The sequence below is a fragment of the Yokenella regensburgei genome, assembly GCF_003634235.1.
GTDB classification, from domain to species: domain Bacteria; phylum Pseudomonadota; class Gammaproteobacteria; order Enterobacterales; family Enterobacteriaceae; genus Yokenella; species Yokenella regensburgei.
The window spans coordinates 1,182,098-1,199,142 of the sequence record NZ_RBIZ01000003.1 but is presented as its reverse complement, the minus strand read 5'-3'; the positions used below and the strand labels follow the sequence as shown (position 1 = coordinate 1,199,142).

General features: G+C 53.5%; 17 protein-coding genes. 8 read left to right on the top strand and 9 right to left on the bottom strand.

Translation table 11 applies throughout. From position 1 onward, the window contains the following. The first annotated feature begins 93 nt into the window (after positions 1–93). The 8 genes from sad to punC all read left to right on the top strand — a co-directional run bounded on the left by sad (position 94) and on the right by punC (position 9,437). A complete protein-coding gene (sad, locus tag C7387_RS06000) occupies positions 94–1,479 on the top strand; it encodes a succinate-semialdehyde dehydrogenase (protein WP_120816292.1) in 1,386 nt (461 codons plus the stop codon). Between the two features lie 153 nt (positions 1,480–1,632). Next, complete coding sequence (locus tag C7387_RS05995) at positions 1,633–2,235, top strand: DJ-1/PfpI family protein (protein ID WP_038257545.1); 603 nt, start codon at positions 1,633–1,635, stop codon at positions 2,233–2,235. Between the two features lie 63 nt (positions 2,236–2,298). Beyond that, positions 2,299–3,222, top strand: coding sequence for a glutaminase B (gene glsB / locus C7387_RS05990; protein WP_038257543.1), 924 nt, complete (start codon positions 2,299–2,301; stop codon positions 3,220–3,222). Further along, positions 3,222–3,584, top strand: coding sequence for a DUF4186 domain-containing protein (locus C7387_RS05985; protein WP_120816291.1), 363 nt, complete (start codon positions 3,222–3,224; stop codon positions 3,582–3,584). The genes glsB and C7387_RS05985 overlap by 1 nt, the downstream gene beginning before the upstream one ends. 105 nt (positions 3,585–3,689) lie before the next feature. Beyond that, on the top strand, positions 3,690–5,123 hold the full coding sequence (locus C7387_RS05980; protein WP_120816290.1) for a sensor domain-containing diguanylate cyclase: 1,434 nt from the start codon (positions 3,690–3,692) through the stop codon (positions 5,121–5,123). Positions 5,124–5,491: 368 nt separating this feature from the next. Further along, a complete protein-coding gene (locus C7387_RS05975) occupies positions 5,492–6,472 on the top strand; it encodes a sensor domain-containing diguanylate cyclase (RefSeq protein WP_120816289.1) in 981 nt (326 codons plus the stop codon). Positions 6,473–6,577: 105 nt separating this feature from the next. Continuing rightward, positions 6,578–8,029: a tagaturonate reductase gene (locus C7387_RS05970; protein WP_120816288.1), complete on the top strand. Its 1,452-nt coding sequence runs from the start codon at positions 6,578–6,580 to the stop codon at positions 8,027–8,029. A gap of 205 nt (positions 8,030–8,234) precedes the next feature. Next, the gene (gene punC, locus C7387_RS05965; protein WP_120816287.1) at positions 8,235–9,437 is read left to right on the top strand and encodes a purine nucleoside transporter PunC; all 1,203 of its coding nucleotides are present in this window, start codon (positions 8,235–8,237) and stop codon (positions 9,435–9,437) included. 39 nt (positions 9,438–9,476) lie between these two features. Here the strand turns inward: punC and C7387_RS05960 are convergent, their stop codons facing one another. From C7387_RS05960 to C7387_RS05920, 9 genes are read right to left on the bottom strand one after another with little or no spacing between them, the layout of a single operon-like run. Beyond that, positions 9,477–10,889, bottom strand: coding sequence for an OprD family outer membrane porin (locus C7387_RS05960; RefSeq protein WP_120816286.1), 1,413 nt, complete (start codon positions 10,887–10,889; stop codon positions 9,477–9,479). Positions 10,890–10,939: 50 nt separating this feature from the next. Beyond that, positions 10,940–11,698 carry an SIS domain-containing protein gene (locus tag C7387_RS05955; protein WP_120816285.1) on the bottom strand — a complete coding sequence of 253 codons (759 nt, stop codon included), beginning with the start codon at positions 11,696–11,698 and terminating at the stop codon, positions 10,940–10,942. Then, on the bottom strand, positions 11,695–12,861 hold the full coding sequence (locus tag C7387_RS05950) for a glycoside hydrolase family 88 protein (protein WP_120816284.1): 1,167 nt from the start codon (positions 12,859–12,861) through the stop codon (positions 11,695–11,697). The genes C7387_RS05955 and C7387_RS05950 overlap by 4 nt, the downstream gene beginning before the upstream one ends. A 9-nt stretch (positions 12,862–12,870) precedes the next feature. Then, positions 12,871–13,575, bottom strand: coding sequence for a sugar isomerase domain-containing protein (locus tag C7387_RS05945; protein WP_120816283.1), 705 nt, complete (start codon positions 13,573–13,575; stop codon positions 12,871–12,873). A gap of 3 nt (positions 13,576–13,578) precedes the next feature. Beyond that, positions 13,579–14,070 (bottom strand): PTS sugar transporter subunit IIB, encoded by a 492-nt coding sequence (locus C7387_RS05940; RefSeq protein ID WP_006820011.1) that lies wholly within the window; start codon positions 14,068–14,070, stop codon positions 13,579–13,581. 27 nt (positions 14,071–14,097) lie between these two features. Continuing rightward, entirely contained in the window at positions 14,098–14,877 is a 780-nt protein-coding gene (locus C7387_RS05935) for a PTS system mannose/fructose/sorbose family transporter subunit IID (RefSeq protein WP_040903555.1), read from the bottom strand. Then, positions 14,870–15,652 carry a PTS mannose/fructose/sorbose/N-acetylgalactosamine transporter subunit IIC gene (locus C7387_RS05930; protein WP_006820013.1) on the bottom strand — a complete coding sequence of 261 codons (783 nt, stop codon included), beginning with the start codon at positions 15,650–15,652 and terminating at the stop codon, positions 14,870–14,872. The genes C7387_RS05935 and C7387_RS05930 overlap by 8 nt, the downstream gene beginning before the upstream one ends. A gap of 3 nt (positions 15,653–15,655) precedes the next feature. Beyond that, on the bottom strand, positions 15,656–16,093 hold the full coding sequence (locus C7387_RS05925; RefSeq protein ID WP_120816282.1) for a PTS sugar transporter subunit IIA: 438 nt from the start codon (positions 16,091–16,093) through the stop codon (positions 15,656–15,658). Then, entirely contained in the window at positions 16,090–16,845 is a 756-nt protein-coding gene (locus tag C7387_RS05920; protein ID WP_244922347.1) for a GntR family transcriptional regulator, read from the bottom strand. Before C7387_RS05920 ends, C7387_RS05925 begins: the two co-directional genes overlap by 4 nt. Between the last annotated feature and the right edge of the window lie 200 nt (positions 16,846–17,045).

Genomic DNA, 17,045 nt, shown 5'->3' with positions numbered 1-17,045 from the left:
TCGTGAATATGATGGTTAATATTATTCAGTTTTCATAAACAGCAGAGTAAGCCAGGATGAGAACATAACGCAATCGACAGAGAGAGAAAAAACATGACTTCACCTGCAACCCACGCAATTTCCGTCAACCCGGCGAACGGCGAAGTGCTCTCGTCATTGCCATGGGCGAGCGCTGCTCAGGTTAACCAGGCCATCGCCCTTGCCGACAGCGGCTATCGCCTGTGGCGTCAGAAAACCGTCGCCGAACGTGCCGATGCGCTGCGCGCGGTAGGTGCCGTTCTGCGCCGTCATGCCGACGAAATGGCGCTGATGATCACCCGCGAAGTGGGCAAGCCCATCGCTCAGGCGCGCGGTGAAGTCGCAAAATCGGCGGCGCTGTTTGACTGGTACGCTGAACATGGCCCGGTGATGCTCTCAACCGAAGCCACGATGGTGGAAAACAACAACGCGGTGATCGAATACCGTCCGATGGGGCCCATTCTTGCCATCATGCCGTGGAACTTCCCACTGTGGCAGGTTGTGCGCGGCGCGGTGCCGATTCTGCTCGCCGGGAACAGCTATCTGCTCAAACACGCCCCGAACGTGATGGGCAGCGCGGCGCTCATCGGCAAAATTTTCAACGAAGCCGGGATCCCGGAAGGGGTATTTGGCTGGGTGAATGCTACCAATGATGGCGTGAGCCAGGCGATTAACGACGTGCGCATTGCCGCCGTGACGCTTACCGGCAGCATGCGCGCCGGGAAAGCCATCGGTGCCCAGTCGGGGGCCGCGCTGAAAAAATGCGTGCTGGAACTGGGAGGCTCCGATCCGTTCATCGTCCTGAACGATGCCGATCTCGAGCTTGCCGTCCCGGCGGCGGTGACCGGTCGTTATCAGAATACCGGGCAGGTCTGCGCTGCCTCCAAGCGTTTTATCGTTGAAGCTGGCGTTGCCGAAGCCTTCACCCAAAAATTCATTGCCGCGACCGAAGCGCTGAAAATGGGGTCACCGGAAGATGAGCAGAACTATCTCGGCCCGATGGCGCGCTATGACCTGCGTGACGAACTGCATTACCAGGTGCAGGCGACGCTGGCGGAAGGCGCAACGTTGCTGCTCGGCGGCGAAAAAATCAGTGGTGCCGGTAACTACTACACCCCGACGGTACTTGGTAACGTCACGCCTGAAATGACCGCGTTCCGCCAGGAGATGTTCGGCCCGGTTGCCGCCATCACCATCGCCCGCGACGCAGACCATGCGCTGGCGCTTGCCAACGATAGCGAGTTTGGTCTGTCCGCCACCGTGTTTACCGGAAGCGAGCAGGAAGCCCAGCGCTTTGCCAGCGAGCTTGAAGTGGGCGGGGTGTTTATCAATGGTTACAGCGCCAGCGATGCCCGCGTGGCCTTCGGCGGCGTGAAGAAAAGTGGCTTCGGCCGCGAGCTGTCACACTTCGGCCTGCATGAGTTCTGCAACGTGCAGACGGTGTGGAAAAACCGCCGCTAAGTTTCCTCTCCTTCAGGGTATCCGCATGGATACCCTGTCATTTTTATTCCGCACCCTCGCGCCTGTCCCAACGCCATGCCGCCTTGTGTATTGCAAAAATGTAATGCAATGTACAACTCAATGACACAACCGGTTGAAGAGAGGACGATGTCTATGGATAGCCGTAAAGAAGTGCTGTTTGTGCTGATCCCAGAGTATGCCGACTGGGAATTTGCTTTGCTGGCCCCAGGACTGCGCCGTGGGTTTGGTATGTGGGAGCCGCAATATGACGTCAGGACCGTAGCGGCGGATGAGGGACCTGTAATGTCAATCGGTGGGGTACGCTGTCTGCCGGATTACACCTTCCAGACCATACCTGATGATTATGCTGCCCTGGTGCTGGTTGGCGGTTCGAACTGGTGGGGAGAGGAAGCGCAGCGTGTGGTGCCTCTGGTTGAACACGCGTTGGCGCGGCAGGTTGTGGTCGGCGCTATTTGCGATGCTTCAGCGTTCCTTGGGGCAAACCGTTTTCTCAATGATGTCGACCATACCTCAAACGGACTGGCTTACCTGCAGAGCAGGGCGGGAGCCGCCTATAGCGGAGCAGCACGATACCGGGACGTCCCTTCCGTTCGTGATGGTAATCTGGTCACCGCCAATGGTGTCGGCTTTATCGATTTCACCTGCAATATGCTTGCGGCATTAAATGCGGCGCAGGAAAAGGAGATTGACGCAGTGAGAGCGACGTTTAAGTCCGGGATGTTCTCCCAGGCCTGACGACGGGACACACACTCTGATATACTCGCAGGCCGAAAATGGCCTGTGGGCAAGGAGTCGTCAGTGGCAGCGGTCATCAATAACAATATGCTGGAAGCGATTCTGGCGGAAGTCAGGCCACTCATCGGCCGTGGTAGAGTCGCCGACTATATTCCGGCACTGGCCTGCGTTAAAGGGGACAAGCTGGGGATTGCCATCAGTACCATCGATGGACAGCATTTCTCTGCCGGCGATGCCGACGAGCGTTTCTCCATTCAGTCCATTTCCAAAGTCTTAAGCCTGGTGGTGGCGATGAACCACTATCAGGAAGAGGAGATCTGGCAACGGGTCGGGAAAGATCCCTCCGGGCAGCCATTCAACTCATTGCTGCAGCTGGAGATTGAACAAGGTATTCCACGCAACCCGTTTATTAACGCCGGGGCACTGGTGGTGTGCGACATGCTGCAAAGCCGTTTAAGCGCACCGCGCCAGCGCATGCTGGAAATCGTGCGTAAGCTCAGCGAAGCAAATATCAGCTATGATGCCGTCGTCGCCCGCTCTGAGTTCGAGCACTCGGCGCGTAACGCCGCGATTGCCTGGCTGATGAAGTCGTTCGGCAATTTCCACAACGACGTAGCGACGGTGCTGCAAAACTACTTCCATTATTGCGCCATGACCATGAGCTGCAGTGAACTGGCACAAACGTTCCTGTTCCTCGCCGACCAGGGCAAAGCCCCGCATCTTGCCACCCCGGTTATCTCTCCCATGCAGGCGCGGCAGGTGAACGCGCTGATGGCGACTAGCGGGATGTATCAGAACGCCGGGGAATTTGCCTGGCGGGTAGGGTTACCGGCGAAGTCCGGCGTTGGCGGCGGGATCGTGGCGATTGTGCCACACGAGATGGCGATTGCGGTCTGGAGCCCGGAGCTCGACGAGGCCGGCAACTCGCTCGCAGGCGTCGCAGTACTGGAAAAACTCACCCAACGGCTGGGGCGCTCGGTCTACTGATGAGTTCCTCACTGGATTCGCTGTTTGCCCGTCTGCAGCGTTCGACGTTTCGCTCGCGCTTTCGTCTCGGCGTTAAAGAGCGCCAGTACTGCTGGGATAAAGGGGCGCCGCTTATCGACAGCCACGCCGCCGATTTTGTTGCCCAGCGTCTGGCGCCTGTCCATCCACAAAATGACGGCAAACAGACGCCGATGCGCGGCCATCCGGTGTTTATCGCCCAGCACGCCACGGCAACCTGCTGTCGTGGTTGCCTGGAGAAGTGGCATCATATCCCACAAGGTATTTCGCTCAGCGAAAGCCAGCAGCAGTACATCGTCAGCGTCATCCATCACTGGTTAGTTATTCAGATGAATTCTCGCTGATCAATCAGCCTGCGCATTACCGCCCGCGATTTATTCATGTTAGTATGAACCTCCAACAGGTTATTAATGAAATAATTGCAACCGTAATTATTGGATAAGTATTTAATGCGTTCATTCTCTCTATCGTCTTTCACGCTATTTCGTGAAGAACAACCCGTGCGGGATGCGCTGGTGATATTTATTCTGACCACCTTGTTCTATTTCGTCGGCGCAAAGCTGAGAATGGTGCAGGAGTTGTCGCTGTTCTGGCCGCTAAACGCCGTGATGGCGGGGGTTTTCGCCCGTTACGCTTTTCTGAACCGCGCCTGCCATTACCTCGTTTGTTTTGCTGCCATGCTCATTTACGATGCCGTCACAACCCAATGGGGAATGGCATCGTTGCTGATTAATTTGTCGAATATGGTATTTATCGTGGTGGTTGCCCAACTGGTATTACGCGATAAAAAACAGACGAATTATATGCCTGGGCCAATAAGTGCATTGCATTTATTTTATTATTGCCTGCTTGCCGCCATACTTTGTGCTTTATTAGGCGCGGTTGCCTCGGTGGGTATCGACCGTCAGCAATTCATGCCGCTCTTTGCCGACTGGTTTAGCGAGCAGTTCTCTACCGGCATGCTGATCCTGCCGTGCATCATGACGCTGAGTCTGCCCTCAACGCTCAAAGGGTTTCATTTACGCCAGCTGACGCCGGTGGTGGCGCTGGGGTTGTCGCTGGCGGCCGCTGTTGCCGTGGGTGGAGCAGGGAGCCTTGCTTTCCCGCTTCCCGCGCTTATCTGGTGTGCCATCCGTTATCCGATGTCGTTAACCTGTCTGCTGACCTTTGTCTGTGGCACCGCAGAAATCATTCTGATGGCCAATAACATCATCAACCTCTCCGTTGCGGCGCCGTTGCAAACGCCGCAGCTTTTCTCTACCCGGTTGGGAATTGCCGCGATAGCGGTGAGTCCGGTTATCGTTGCCGCCAGCGTCGAGGCGATTGGCAAACTGGTTAAACAGGTCTCGCTGCGTGCTGATTTCGATTTTCTCACCCGGGTCTATTCCCGCTCCGGCCTTTATGAAGCGCTGAAAAGCTTTAAGGGGCAGGAGGATCGTCATCTCGCCGTGATGCTGCTGGATATCGACTATTTCAAAAGCGTGAATGATACCTTCGGCCATGAATGCGGCGACTACGTGCTGGCTTCGTTTGCCCAGCAGGTGAAAACGGCGGTCGGTGAAAAAGGGCTGGTTGCACGTATGGGAGGAGAAGAGTTTGTGGTGGCCGCGCTGGTGGTAAACCCACATGAGAGTCACGATCTGGCCGAGAAAATTCGTTCCGCTATCGAGTCGTTCACCTTCCAGTGGCGCCAGCAGACGCTGCGTTTAACCGTCAGTATCGGCGTGGGCAGCCAGCTCATTGGTCGTCATCCGGTATCAGAACTGTTCAGCCCGCTGTTGGTGGAAGCCGACGAGCACCTGTACCGTTCTAAGAAATTGGGCCGTAACCGGACCAGCTCCCGACAGAGCGATGACCCGCAAGATTCGCTGGTGGCGATGTAGGAACAGTATCTATAGACATCAGCATGTGTTCAAGGAAGGCAATCGCCACCAACGGCAGCGCCTCGGAAGAGGGCAGCCTGGCTGCGCGCCATTGATGAAATGCCGAGCCGATCTTTCCTGGCTCAACCAGCCCTGCATCGGCAAGTCGTTCCGCCCGCAGCAGGCGTTGGAAATTTGGGCAGCGTAGCATCGCATTGGCACAGGTCTGTTCAAAAGACTCGGTGGATTGCGGGTGAGTGACCCGCGGCGAAGACACTGCGCGGCCATGCCTGAGGCTGAATCAAGGACACCACGCTGAACATACGCGCGCGGAAGCGATTCGTTCAATTTACGCTAAAATTGAATAACTTCCCCACGCAGGAGATGTCATGAAGACGCCTGAAATACCCGCCAACGAAGCACAACGCCTGGCGGCGCTGCATCACTCCGGGCTACTGGTCGCCGGTGACGCTCGCCGTTTTGACCGCCTGACCCGGCTTGCTCGTCGGCTTTTTGATGTGCCTGTTGCGGTTATTAGTCTGGTGGATGATACAACCCTGGTGCAGAAATCCGGCGACGGGGTGGACTGGAATGGGCTGGCGCGCCAGCTTTCGTTTTGTGGTCACGTCGTCTTCAATGCACAACCGCTTATCGTGACAGATACCCTTCAGGACCCGCGTTTTAGCGATAATCCTCTGGTGGTAGGGCCGCCGCAGCTGCGTTTCTATGCCGGCGTACCGCTGCGCCTGCCGGACGGCACAATCGCCGGGTCATTTTGCGTCGCATCTGACCAGCCCCGGACGTTTAATGAAGAAGAAACGGCGGCGCTTGAAGATCTCTCGGCCATTGCCGGGGACGAACTGGCGTCGGTGAGCGTATCAACTTCTGATCCACTCACCGGATTACTGAACCGCCGCGGATTCGAAAACTTAGCCAACTACGCCATCCTCTCCTCCCACCGACGGGCAGAGCCCCTGACGCTGGCCTGGCTTGATTGCAACACGTTCAATCTCATTGCCAGTCAATACGGAAACGCAGAAGGCGATGCCGCACGTTGCGCTATGGCGACCCTGCTGCGCAGTACCCTGCGCGACACAGATCTGCTGGTTCGTTACGACACTAACCAGTTCGCGGTCCTGCTACCTGATACCGATGAAACCGGCGCCTGGATAGCGATTCAACATCTGGTTGAAGTGGTGGAGGAACAGAATCTCCTTTCCGGCAAGCCCTGGCAACTGGGCTTTACCTGGGGAGTTAAGGAGTTTGATCACGCCGTATTCCCGGACTTACGCACCTGGATCCGTGCGGCGGCGACGCACATGGCGCTGATGATCCCGCCTTCCGGCACTCAGACTCAATCTTCACCGTAATACCGGCCTGTTATTGATCAAAACAGGGTTCCCTGGTTTAGATATCTGATAAGTTGTCATACCAATAAAGAAATGCTGTATGACCAACAACCAAGGGAACCTCTTGTGAAAACATTAAACCGCCGTGATTTTCCCGGTGCTCAGTACCCTGAGCGCATTATTCAGTTTGGTGAAGGTAACTTCCTGCGTGCCTTCGTAGACTGGCAGATTGACCTGCTCAACGAACATGCCGGGTTAAATGCCGGTATCGTGGTGGTACGGCCTATCGACAGCACGTTCCCTCCGTCACTCAGTACTCAGGATGGCCTGTACACCACAATTATTCGAGGCCTGAATGAGAAGGGTGAAGCGGTAAGCGATGCGCGCCTTATCCGCTCGGTCAACCGTGAAATCAGCGTCTACAGCCAGTACGACCAGTACCTGGCGCTGGCGCACAACCCGGATATCCGCTTTGTTTTCTCTAACACCACCGAGGCAGGCATCAGCTACAACGATGACGATCGTTTTGAAGATGCGCCGGCGGTGAGCTATCCGGCGAAGCTGACCCGTTTGCTGTTTGAGCGTTTTGAGCATTTCAGGGGGGCCGCCGATAAAGGCTGGGTCATCATTCCGTGCGAATTAATTGACTACAACGGCGAAGCGCTGCGCGAGCTGGTGCTGCGCTATGCTGACAAGTGGGCGCTTAGCCCAGAATTTAAAGCCTGGCTGCAAAATGCCAACACCTTCTGCTCGACGCTGGTCGACCGGATTGTGACCGGCTATCCGCGTGACGAAGTTGCCGCGCTTGAAGCGGAACTGGGCTATAAAGATGGTTTCCTTGATACCGCCGAGCATTTCTATCTGTTTGTCATTCAGGGACCAAAGTCGCTGGCAGCCGAGCTGCATCTCGATCAATACCCGCTTAATGTGCGTATTGTTGACGATATCAAGCCGTATAAAGAGCGGAAGGTCGCTATTCTGAACGGTGCGCATACCGCGCTGGTACCGGTGGCGTTCCAGGCCGGGCTGGATACGGTCGGTGAGGCGATGAACGATGCGCAAATTTGTGCGTTTGTAGAGAAAGCGATTCACGAAGAGATCATTCCGGTACTCGATTTGCCAAAAGATGAGCTGGAATCGTTCGCCAGTGCCGTCACCAGCCGCTTCCGCAACCCCTATATCAAACATCAGCTGCTATCGATTTCACTCAACGGGATGACCAAATTCCGCACCCGCATTCTGCCGCAGCTGCTGGCAGGGGTGGCGCAGAAGGGGCAGCTTCCTCCGCGTCTGACGTTTGCCCTGGCGGCGCTGATAGCGTTCTATCGCGGTGAACGCGAGGGCGAAGCGTATCCGGTGCAGGATGACGCTCACTGGATTGAGCGCTACCAGCAGCTGTGGGCGCAGCATAGCGATCGTCTGATTAATACCCGCGAGCTGGTAAGCCAGGTGCTGGCGGTGGAGAGCCACTGGGAGCAGGATCTGACGGTGGTGCCCGGACTTATCGACAGCGTTAGCGGTTATCTGGATACCATTCTGACCCAGGGAATGAAGCGCGCCGTTCAGCCGCTGTGCTGATGTAGCGCCTATTTTTACCCGCGGAAGATATCGCGATATATCTTCCGCTTTTTTATTTCGTTAATTTAAAATATAAATAATAACCCTGTGGGGATAATAACGGCGTGGTGATTATTTACCAGCCGTTATTACATAGGGTTTTACTTGAAATCAATTCACCTCGTGTTATATTTCAGTTCTTAATCATTGGTCAGGAGTTTTCATAATGATAAAAAATAAGAATCCATTCTTTATTCTGTACCTGAGTGGCTTGAGTATGTTGGGCTACCTGGCAACAGATATGTATTTACCCGCATTTTCAATCATGCAGGATGATTTAAATACTTCAGCTTCTGTTATTAGCGGTAGTTTAAGTATCTATCTCGGTGGTTTTGCGCTTGGGCAGTTAATATGGGGGGAGCTTTCCGATAATTTAGGTCGCCGTAGAGCATTACTGATGGGGCTGCTGGTGTTTATTGTTGGCTGTATCGGTGTACTGTTCGTCGACGGTGCCGCCGGGCTGCTGTTCTGCCGCTTCCTGCAGGCTCTCGGGGTATGCGCTACCGCCGTCATCTGGCAGGCACTGGTTGTCGACCGCTATGGTTCTGAGAACGCTCATAAGGTGTTTGCCGTGGTGATGCCGCTGGTTGCATTATCTCCGGCACTGGCGCCGATTATTGGTGCATGGTTAACAGGACATTATCCGTGGCGCGCTATTTTCCTGGTACTGACTGCCATTACGTTTGCATTAATTGTTTTCACCGCGTTACTGAAAAATAAAAACAAACAAAGTGCTGAAAGTAATACCCGCAGAATTAAGCTGCCGCTGGCTGATATTTTAAGATCACGCGTCTTTATTGGTAACGTCATGATGTACTCGTCGTCTTCCGCCGCATTCTTCTGTTGGCTGGGCGGTTCGCCGTTTATTCTGACGAAAATGGGTTACGGTGCCGATGTTATCGGTTTAAGTTTTCTGCCACAAACCATTGCCTTTTTGATCGGAGGTTACGGTTGCCGAATTCTGGTGAACTATTTTGATAAGAAAACCGTATTAACCGCCTTTGTGGTTTTATTCTGTGTATCTCTGGTGGCTCTGTTTGGCATTGCGGTAGTGGGGAACCCTGCGCTGTCTATGTTGCTGGGCGTTTTCAGTCTGATGGCGATGGCGAATGCCGCTATCTTCCCACTGGTGGTAGCGAATGCGCTGGCTATCTTCCCGAACAACACCGGAAAGGCTTCGGCGCTGTTTAATGCTATTCAGCTGACAGGTTGTTTCATCGCCACGCTGCTGGTTTCTGTGCTGGTACAAAACCCGCTTATCGGGACGACATCGATGATGCTTTGCATGGTACCGATGAAACTGCTGGGGTATTACGTGGCGCATCGCGGAAAAAAATGCGCCACCAGTGAAGATAAACTGGTGGCCTGATTTTTTCTGCCCCTCGCTGTCCGGCAAGGGGCGCTGGGCTTAAAAGATACTGATGCTGTAACCGACGATAAACTTCACGTCGTTACGATCGGTTTTATAGTTGCTGTCTGTTGCCCGGAAGAGCGCCGGGAGTAGGGTAAAGGAGAGTCCTTTTGCCATGCCGTCTGCCACCAGATAGCGGGCGGAAAGATCGAACGACACCATACTACCGTCGTATTTTCTCGCCGAACCAGTTTTACTGACATCAGTCACTACGTGCCAGCCGTAGGTTCCGGCACCGCCCAGGGTGAGCTCCGGTAGATTGAAATCAGCAAAGTTGTAGCTCACGCCAAAACGAACCGCGTGGGCGCCGGAGACGTTAAAGTCTTCCAGCTGTGACAGCGTTGGCTGATAATCCCGCTTATCGGAGTTCGCCCACGGGGTTAAGCGGAAGTTGTAATCCCCGGTGTTAGGGGCGTAGTTCTGACTATAGCCGAGTGACCACACGGTGTTGTTGTGGCTCAGGTTAAAACCGACCCCGATATAGTATTCCGTTGAAGGATCTTTAATCTTCGACAGATCTTCGATGTAGCGCGCGCCCTGATAGAAGAGCTTACTTTGCAGGGAGACATCTTTGGTCAAAGTATCGTTCCGTTCAACCAGCGCCTGCCAGTTGCGACGATAGCCTTTACCTTCGCCGTAGCCCACGTCGAGAACGGTATTGCCGAAGTTATAGACCGCACCCACCGTGTGAATGTAATCGATGATTTCACCGGCTTTAATGGTTTTGCCGTTGTCATCAAGCCCGGCGGCGTTGTTCTGGTGCCAGGCCGTGGTCATCGGTTTAAAATCACGGCTCCAGTCGTTCTTGAAGCGGTCGGCCCAGGCGTAGGTTAGCCGCAGTTTGTCGAGGGTCAGGGCGCTGTCAAACCCACGGAAAGCGTGGGGGTTGAGACCCCAACTGCTTTTAACGGTACCGGAGTTGATGGGGGTATAACCCGCCGCCAGCTTGAAGTTGGTACCTGCATCGCCAAGATTGAGCTTGAGTGCGGCAACCGACACGCTCATGTAGGACTTCTCGCACGGGCTGAACTTGCCTGGCTGGCCACATTCGTAGTCGTAGTAAAGGATCTCCGACTGACCGACGGTATGCCCAAGTTTGATGTTGGCGTTGCCCCAGAAATCAAAGCCAATGACGTCTTTGTAATAGCCAGAAATATAGCTAATCGCCACGTTACCGGTCTGGTTCTGGATCCCGGCTGGACCCAGTCCGTATTTACCGGTAGTAGGATCTTTGACTGCACGATGACGAATGTATAACGAGGTATTGAGGTTTAATTTGCCTTCATCATAAAACGCTTTCTCAAACTGCGAAGGCGCTTCATAATCCGTTTCTTCTTCCGCAAAGGCATTTGGGGCAATAAAAAGCAACAGCGGTGCACACAGAGAAACTCTGAGTTTATGACTTGTCATTATTATATACCTTATAAAACCCTGTATTGTAGGGCGAGGGGACGTACTACTTATTTAAAATTATTGTTATTTATCAGCTCCGGGATCTGCGTACCATATTTCTCCAGGAGATACTCATTATGTTGCGCCGAATTAGCAATATTACCACTCAAAAATACCGGCAGACATTTATTATCACGCCCCAGCTTCGCGATGATTTCTGCAAACAGGCTGTGCATAATAAAGAGCCCGGTCATCGAGGAGACTGGCGCAAACGGCGTGGCATGATCCGCAAGCGACAGCACCGCATCACCGATGGGCACCTGGTTATCTATTGAGATATCGGCGCAGTCGCGCAGCTTGAGGCCAGCCTTGTGCTTCGACGGCTGGGTCTCGGCATACAGGAAGCTGGTCAGCGCCAGGGTATATGCCCCGTGCTGTTTTGCCCATAATGCCGCATCCACCGGCGCGGGGTTGATCCCGGAAGTTGAAATAACGATTAATGCATCTTTACTGGTTATCTCGAACTTCTCCAGATGCTCAGCGATATAGTCATTTTGCTTTTCATAATGCGATGAAGCTGCCGCACCTTCATGTAGCATTAAAGGCTCGATAAATATCGGCCGGACTGGAGCGATACCGCCGGCACGATAAAACATATCTTCAGCGAAAATATGTGAGTGACCACAGCCAAAAATATAAACCACGCCACCCTGGTTAATGACCTTTGCCAGTTCCCCGGCGGCGGAGGTGATTTTATGGCTTTGCTGTTGGGTAATGTCGTTAAGTTTCTTCTGGACGATATTTAAATAACTTTGAATCATTGTCATAACCAGTATCCTGACCATTGCGGTTGGTAGATTCGGTATAACGCTTCCATATAGAAGTAATCCCCCCAGAGATTACATTCATCGATGCCTTTACCAAGGGCATAGGCGTAAACACCGTGTTTAAGTAAGCCTTCGCAGGCGTCGTCATCGCGGGCAGAAGCGCCGCGCATTAATGCCTGCAGAAGCTGACGCGCCAGTTTCTCGTACCCGGCATCCGGGAAGTGCTTGTGCGCTTCGAGCAGGCCGCACACGGCAATAGCCAGCGCGGAGCTGTCTTTTGGCGCCGCCGGATCATCGGCAAGCAGCAGATCCCAGGCCGGAACACCGTCCTCCGGCAGGTAGCGGAAGAAGTACTCGCAGGCCTGCTGCCAGCGCTCGTAGTGGTCGGTTTCCCCGGTGGCAGACCAGTGAAGTGGGATCCCGAGAATGGCCCACGCCTGACCCCGCGCCCAGCAGGAGTTATCGCTGTACCCCTGGAAGGTTTTCCCGTGTGAAGGCGCACCGCTTTTCGGGTCAAAATAGAAGGTATGGAAAGTGGAGCCGTCTTCGCGAAAAATGTTGTTGATGACCGCCGCATAGTGGCGTTCAGCAACGATTCGATAACGCGACTCACCGCTGATCTTCGCCGCCACGTGGAGCAGGGGAAGGTTAATCAGTGAATCGATAATCAGCCGGTACTCCTGCGGGTCATTCAGCGTTCCCCAGGCCTGGATAAAACCGGCGCTGTCGTGAAAACGGTTCACCAGCAGATCGGCCGCCGCCACGATAAGCGGGGTTAACTCGTCGCGCTCCGTCAATTTCCAGTGCGCGACCGCTGACAGGCTATAAAGGAAGCCGATATCGTGATGGTCAAGGACATGGTGTGCCGCCAGGCGCGCTTTAAAACTGGCGACGTTACGTTCAACGCCGTCCAGGTATGCCGTATCGCCGCTGAACTCCCAGGCCATGGCCTGCATTCCGGTCCAGAAACCGTTGGTCCAGTCGTTATTCTCTTTCAGGAGATAGCGATTGTTGTGCGTGCAGGCGGAGGGGAATTTCTCGCCATACAGGCCCATGTTGCGCGTGATGCGCTGCACACATGCCGCCAGCGCATCCCGACAGTCGTCGGGCGTGATAGCAGGAAAAGGCAGCGGCGCGAGGCGATTCGACAGAGTCTCTTTCATGTTTTTCCCCTACAGCGTAAACACGCGCTCTTTGTACTGGCTCATCAGCGCATCGTTGTATTCTTTGCCACCGGACAGATTGATGCTGCGCATCACCGGCGGCGCGATACCTTGTTCCAGCAGCATCTCGATGCAGCGGATCACTACGTTATTGATGATGAAGGCCGCAGAAAGCGAGGACACCGGACCGGTCATAATGTTGCCGTTATCCATACTCAGCGTGCAGTCACCGGCCGGACAGCCGTTATCAAGAATGACGTCGGCATAGTCGCGAATGCTCTCGCTCGTTGATGCCGACTCTCCACTGTAGCGGGTGATAACGACCAGCTTCAGTCCCATCTCTTTTACCTTGCGTGCCAGCTCAACGTGCAGCGGCTTGGTGCCGGAGTTGGAGATAATCACAAAGCAGTCTGCCTCGCGCAGATCCAGCAGCCCGGAAAAGATATCGCCAATCCCTTTGAGCGAATCAAACCAGCCGGTTGGCCCATAGAACTGGTCGATGGCTTTCGTGTTGACCAGGCCACCCGCACGACCGGCCAGCTCGACCGCCGCGGCAAACGAATGGCCGGAGCCAAAACCGTGAATAATGCCGTTGGCTTTGACGCACTCGGCAAACAGCGCCGCCGCCTGCTCAACTTCAGCACTCTGAGTAAGAAACACCTGATCCAGCGTCGCTAATACATGCTGATAATACTGCTGCTGATGTGGTGACATTCCTTATCCCTTATCGGCTTTTAGAAACGTGGTGATACAGGCGTTTGGTTCTTCCGGGGTCATCTGTGCCGTGACCGCCACGCCTTTTTCCAGTAACGCGTTGATGGCAGCAATCTCAGCATCGTTAACGCTTACCGAACGCTTAATCTGGCGACGATCGTCTTTGTTGGACATATTGCCGATATTGAGCTGGGTGAGGGCAGCCCCGCAGTTCATCAGCTTCAGCGCCAGCTCCGGCGTTTTCAGCAGGATCAGCACGCGCTGACCGTCGTAGTTCCCGGCGAGGATATTGGCGCTCGCTTTCTCAAAAGAGAGGATAGAGGTGTTGCAGCCTTCCGGTGCCGCACTGCGCAGCAGCATCTTTTCGACATCGTTTGCAGCAACGGCGTCGTCAATCACCATAATGCGGTTGGCGTTGAAATGGCTTACCCAGCGGGTCGCCACCTGGCCGTGGATCAGTCGGTCGTCGACGCGGATGTGAACAATACCTTTCATAATAACTTCCTTAAATCAATGTGTTGCTTAACCGAGAATATTCAGGTTGTAGCCAACGATACCTAAAGCAATCAGGACGAAAATGACGCGAGTTGAGTTCATCTTTTTGAGCCCCAGTAGCCACCAGGTGAACCACACAACCAGCAGTGGAATAAGCCCCGGCATAATCTGGTCGGCAATGCTCTGCAGCTTGAGCGACACTTCGCCGTAGCTGAACTCGAAGTTAAGATTTGCCTTCACCACCGAGGGAATAAGCGCCCCGATGACCGTCAGCCCGAGAATGTTGGCCGCACGGGTAATTTTGTTGAGGCTGTTGGTCAAAGATCCCAGCAGGTTGACCCCTTCCTGATACCCTTTACTGATGCTAAAGCGCATAAACAACATGCGAACCAGAGCGAACAGCAGCCAGAGGATAAGCCCCACCGGGTTGCCCTGCAGCGCGAGGTATGACGCAACGGAACCGATAATGGTGGTCGGGATAACGAAGAACAACGTATCTCCGATGCCCGCCAGCGGCCCCATCAGACCGGTTTTGATCCCGGCAACGGCATCTTTACCCGCAAGCCCGGTCTGCTCTTCCAGGGCGATATTTACCCCGAGGATCCCAGGCGCCATGGTGTTGTTGGTGTTAAAGAACTGGCTGTGTACCTTAGCCGCCTCCTTCTGCTCTTCAGGCCTGGTGTATTTCTTCTCAAGGAACGGGTAGATGCTGTACAGATAGCCCAGACCCTGCATTTTTTCGTAGTTCCAGCCGGACTGGCCGAACAGGAACCAGCGCCAGAACACGCGTTTTAGTACTTTATTCATCGCCCATTGCTCCATTTGCCGGGGACTCGGTGGTTTGCGTTGCCTGTTTTTCTGAGTTGAAGACGTAAAGCGCAATCGCCAGTCCCAGCAGTGCGGCACCCAGCACCGGCACTTTCAGATAGGCCGACAGAAAGAAGCCCAGAATCAGGAATGAGATGTTCTTCTTAATCGGTAAATAACGCAGCAGGATGGCGATACCCAATGCAGGCAGTACGCCGCCAGCGACTTTCAGACCGTTCATGATGGAAGCAGGGATCCAGGTCACGACGTCATTAACGAAGGTTGCCCCGAGGATCAGCGCTAACAGCACCGGCAGCATCCGCGAGAGCGAGATCGGCACCTGGCCCAGCAGGTTCATTCTTGCTGCCGCCTTCACCTGACCGTCTTCAATCAGCTTATCGGCCTTATGATGAATAAAGGTGTTGGTAAAGCGCGCGAGGATATCCAGTTGCACCATTAAGAGCCCAATCGGTACGGCAATGGTGGCACCGAACGCTGCGCCCTGGCCGCTGATGATGGCAAAGGTGGTTCCCAGCACCGCGCCGGTCATGTAGTCCGGAATCGATGCACCGCCGAAGTTACCCACGCCCAGCACCAGCAGGTTCAGGGTGCCGCCAACAATAAGGCCGGTGGTCATGTCACCCATAATCAGCCCGGCAAAAAAGCCCGCCATGCTCGGTTTCACCAGCCCAAGCGTCGTGTTGTTGCCGTCATATATCGCCAGCCCTGAATAGAGCGTCAGTAACGCTATCTGCCAGACCGCAATGTGCTCCATTTTTTACTCGTCTCCGTCATCTGTTTGCGCGGCAAGCGCTGCCTGCTGTAAATGGTAAATACCATCACGCGCCGTTGTTATTATTTCATTCAGCGAGGCAGGAGTATGATTTTCATCAATCGCCATCGCTATTTCGAGAATTAAGTTTAAATTCATCCCAGAGAGCAGGGTGATATTATCCCATAGGTTGTTGCTGACAATAATCTCCATTGCGGAGTTATACGGCGAACCGCTTTTTAAATCAGAAAGAATAATAATGTTTGATTCTGCTGTACTGAGGGCGGTAATTTTATCGCGAAGTTCCTGTTTAAATACTGTTATGCCTTTCTCACCATCCAGTTCAACTACATGGAGGTTAGGCTGTGCGCCGAGAATCAATTCTGTGGCCTGTCTGGCACCGCTGGCGAAACCCCCATGAGAGATTAATAATAATTGGTTCATCCTGCCCCCTTATCTGGTGTTCTTATTTCAATATAAAATGATTCTAACCGTTTCCAGGTCTCAATATATTCAATCACCTGGCCTTGCTCGTCGTGGGTATAGCGCTTCATCATGATAACGGGCTGATGATCGGCGAGCTCAAGGTGCTGCAGTACCTCTGGCGCAGCATCGGTCAGGGCGCAGATGGTCTGTCGATAGGGCATGGTGTACATATCCAGACCATTGTTAACCTTAAAGGCCTCATAGATAGAGCTGAGTGCCGAATTCTTGACCGTTAATTTACTGGCGAAATAGCGGGCCGGAATATGTGAAATCTGTAATGCATAAGGTTTGTTACTGTCAAACTTCAACCGGGCAATACGATAATATCTTTCGTCATCATTTAATCCGAGTTTTTCTTTAATACTCAGATCGTTTTCCAGTTCACAGGCGATAACTTTAACAGACTGCATGCCTTTTAAATCGTTATCTGATTCAGAGAAAATAATGCTCTCATTGCGTTTGGCTTTCGACACAAAAGTGCCTTTGCCCTGATAACGAATCAGATAACCTTCATTAACCATTTCGTGAATAGCACGAATAACCGTGGCGGAACTGACGGAGTAACGTTCTTTTAATTCCGATTCACTGTAGAACTTTTCACCTGGTTTAAAGGTACCGTTCCTTATTTCATCTAACAGTGCTGCCTTTATCACCTGGTATTTCGTTGACTGTGCCGTTGCTTTCATTGTTTCGCCAGTTTCTGTTTGCATTTATTTTATTTCGTAGGCTTACGATACCCGTACCAGATTGCACGATCAACCGCCCAACGCAACTTAACCGGTTAACCTGTTAAGTTGTTTCCTGGATTGTGATGTGCTTCGCAGTTCAGAGAGGAGTGAGAAGAGGAGAAGGGTGGGAAAATTCTGTCATGTAACTTGAAAGTGTGAGCGCATTCACGTTTAATTTACAT

Excerpts from the sequence above, each read along its gene's own strand:
- C7387_RS05950 (WP_120816284.1), bottom strand. The coding sequence starts at position 12,861 with ATGAAAGAGACTCTGTCGAATCGCCTCGCGCCGCTGCCTTTTCCTGCT.
- C7387_RS05955 (WP_120816285.1), bottom strand. The coding sequence starts at position 11,698 with ATGACAATGATTCAAAGTTATTTAAATATCGTCCAGAAGAAACTTAAC.
- C7387_RS05980 (WP_120816290.1), top strand. The coding sequence starts at position 3,690 with ATGCGTTCATTCTCTCTATCGTCTTTCACGCTATTTCGTGAAGAACAA.
- C7387_RS05985 (WP_120816291.1), top strand. The coding sequence starts at position 3,222 with ATGAGTTCCTCACTGGATTCGCTGTTTGCCCGTCTGCAGCGTTCGACG.
- C7387_RS05995 (WP_038257545.1), top strand. The coding sequence starts at position 1,633 with ATGGATAGCCGTAAAGAAGTGCTGTTTGTGCTGATCCCAGAGTATGCC.
- C7387_RS05940 (WP_006820011.1), bottom strand. The coding sequence starts at position 14,070 with ATGAAAGGTATTGTTCACATCCGCGTCGACGACCGACTGATCCACGGC.
- punC (WP_120816287.1), top strand. The coding sequence starts at position 8,235 with ATGATAAAAAATAAGAATCCATTCTTTATTCTGTACCTGAGTGGCTTG.
- C7387_RS05945 (WP_120816283.1), bottom strand. The coding sequence starts at position 13,575 with ATGTCACCACATCAGCAGCAGTATTATCAGCATGTATTAGCGACGCTG.
- C7387_RS05975 (WP_120816289.1), top strand. The coding sequence starts at position 5,492 with ATGAAGACGCCTGAAATACCCGCCAACGAAGCACAACGCCTGGCGGCG.
- C7387_RS05935 (WP_040903555.1), bottom strand. The coding sequence starts at position 14,877 with ATGAATAAAGTACTAAAACGCGTGTTCTGGCGCTGGTTCCTGTTCGGC.
- C7387_RS05925 (WP_120816282.1), bottom strand. The coding sequence starts at position 16,093 with ATGAACCAATTATTATTAATCTCTCATGGGGGTTTCGCCAGCGGTGCC.
- C7387_RS05930 (WP_006820013.1), bottom strand. The coding sequence starts at position 15,652 with ATGGAGCACATTGCGGTCTGGCAGATAGCGTTACTGACGCTCTATTCA.
- C7387_RS05960 (WP_120816286.1), bottom strand. The coding sequence starts at position 10,889 with ATGACAAGTCATAAACTCAGAGTTTCTCTGTGTGCACCGCTGTTGCTT.
- C7387_RS05920 (WP_244922347.1), bottom strand. The coding sequence starts at position 16,845 with ATGCAAACAGAAACTGGCGAAACAATGAAAGCAACGGCACAGTCAACG.
- sad (WP_120816292.1), top strand. The coding sequence starts at position 94 with ATGACTTCACCTGCAACCCACGCAATTTCCGTCAACCCGGCGAACGGC.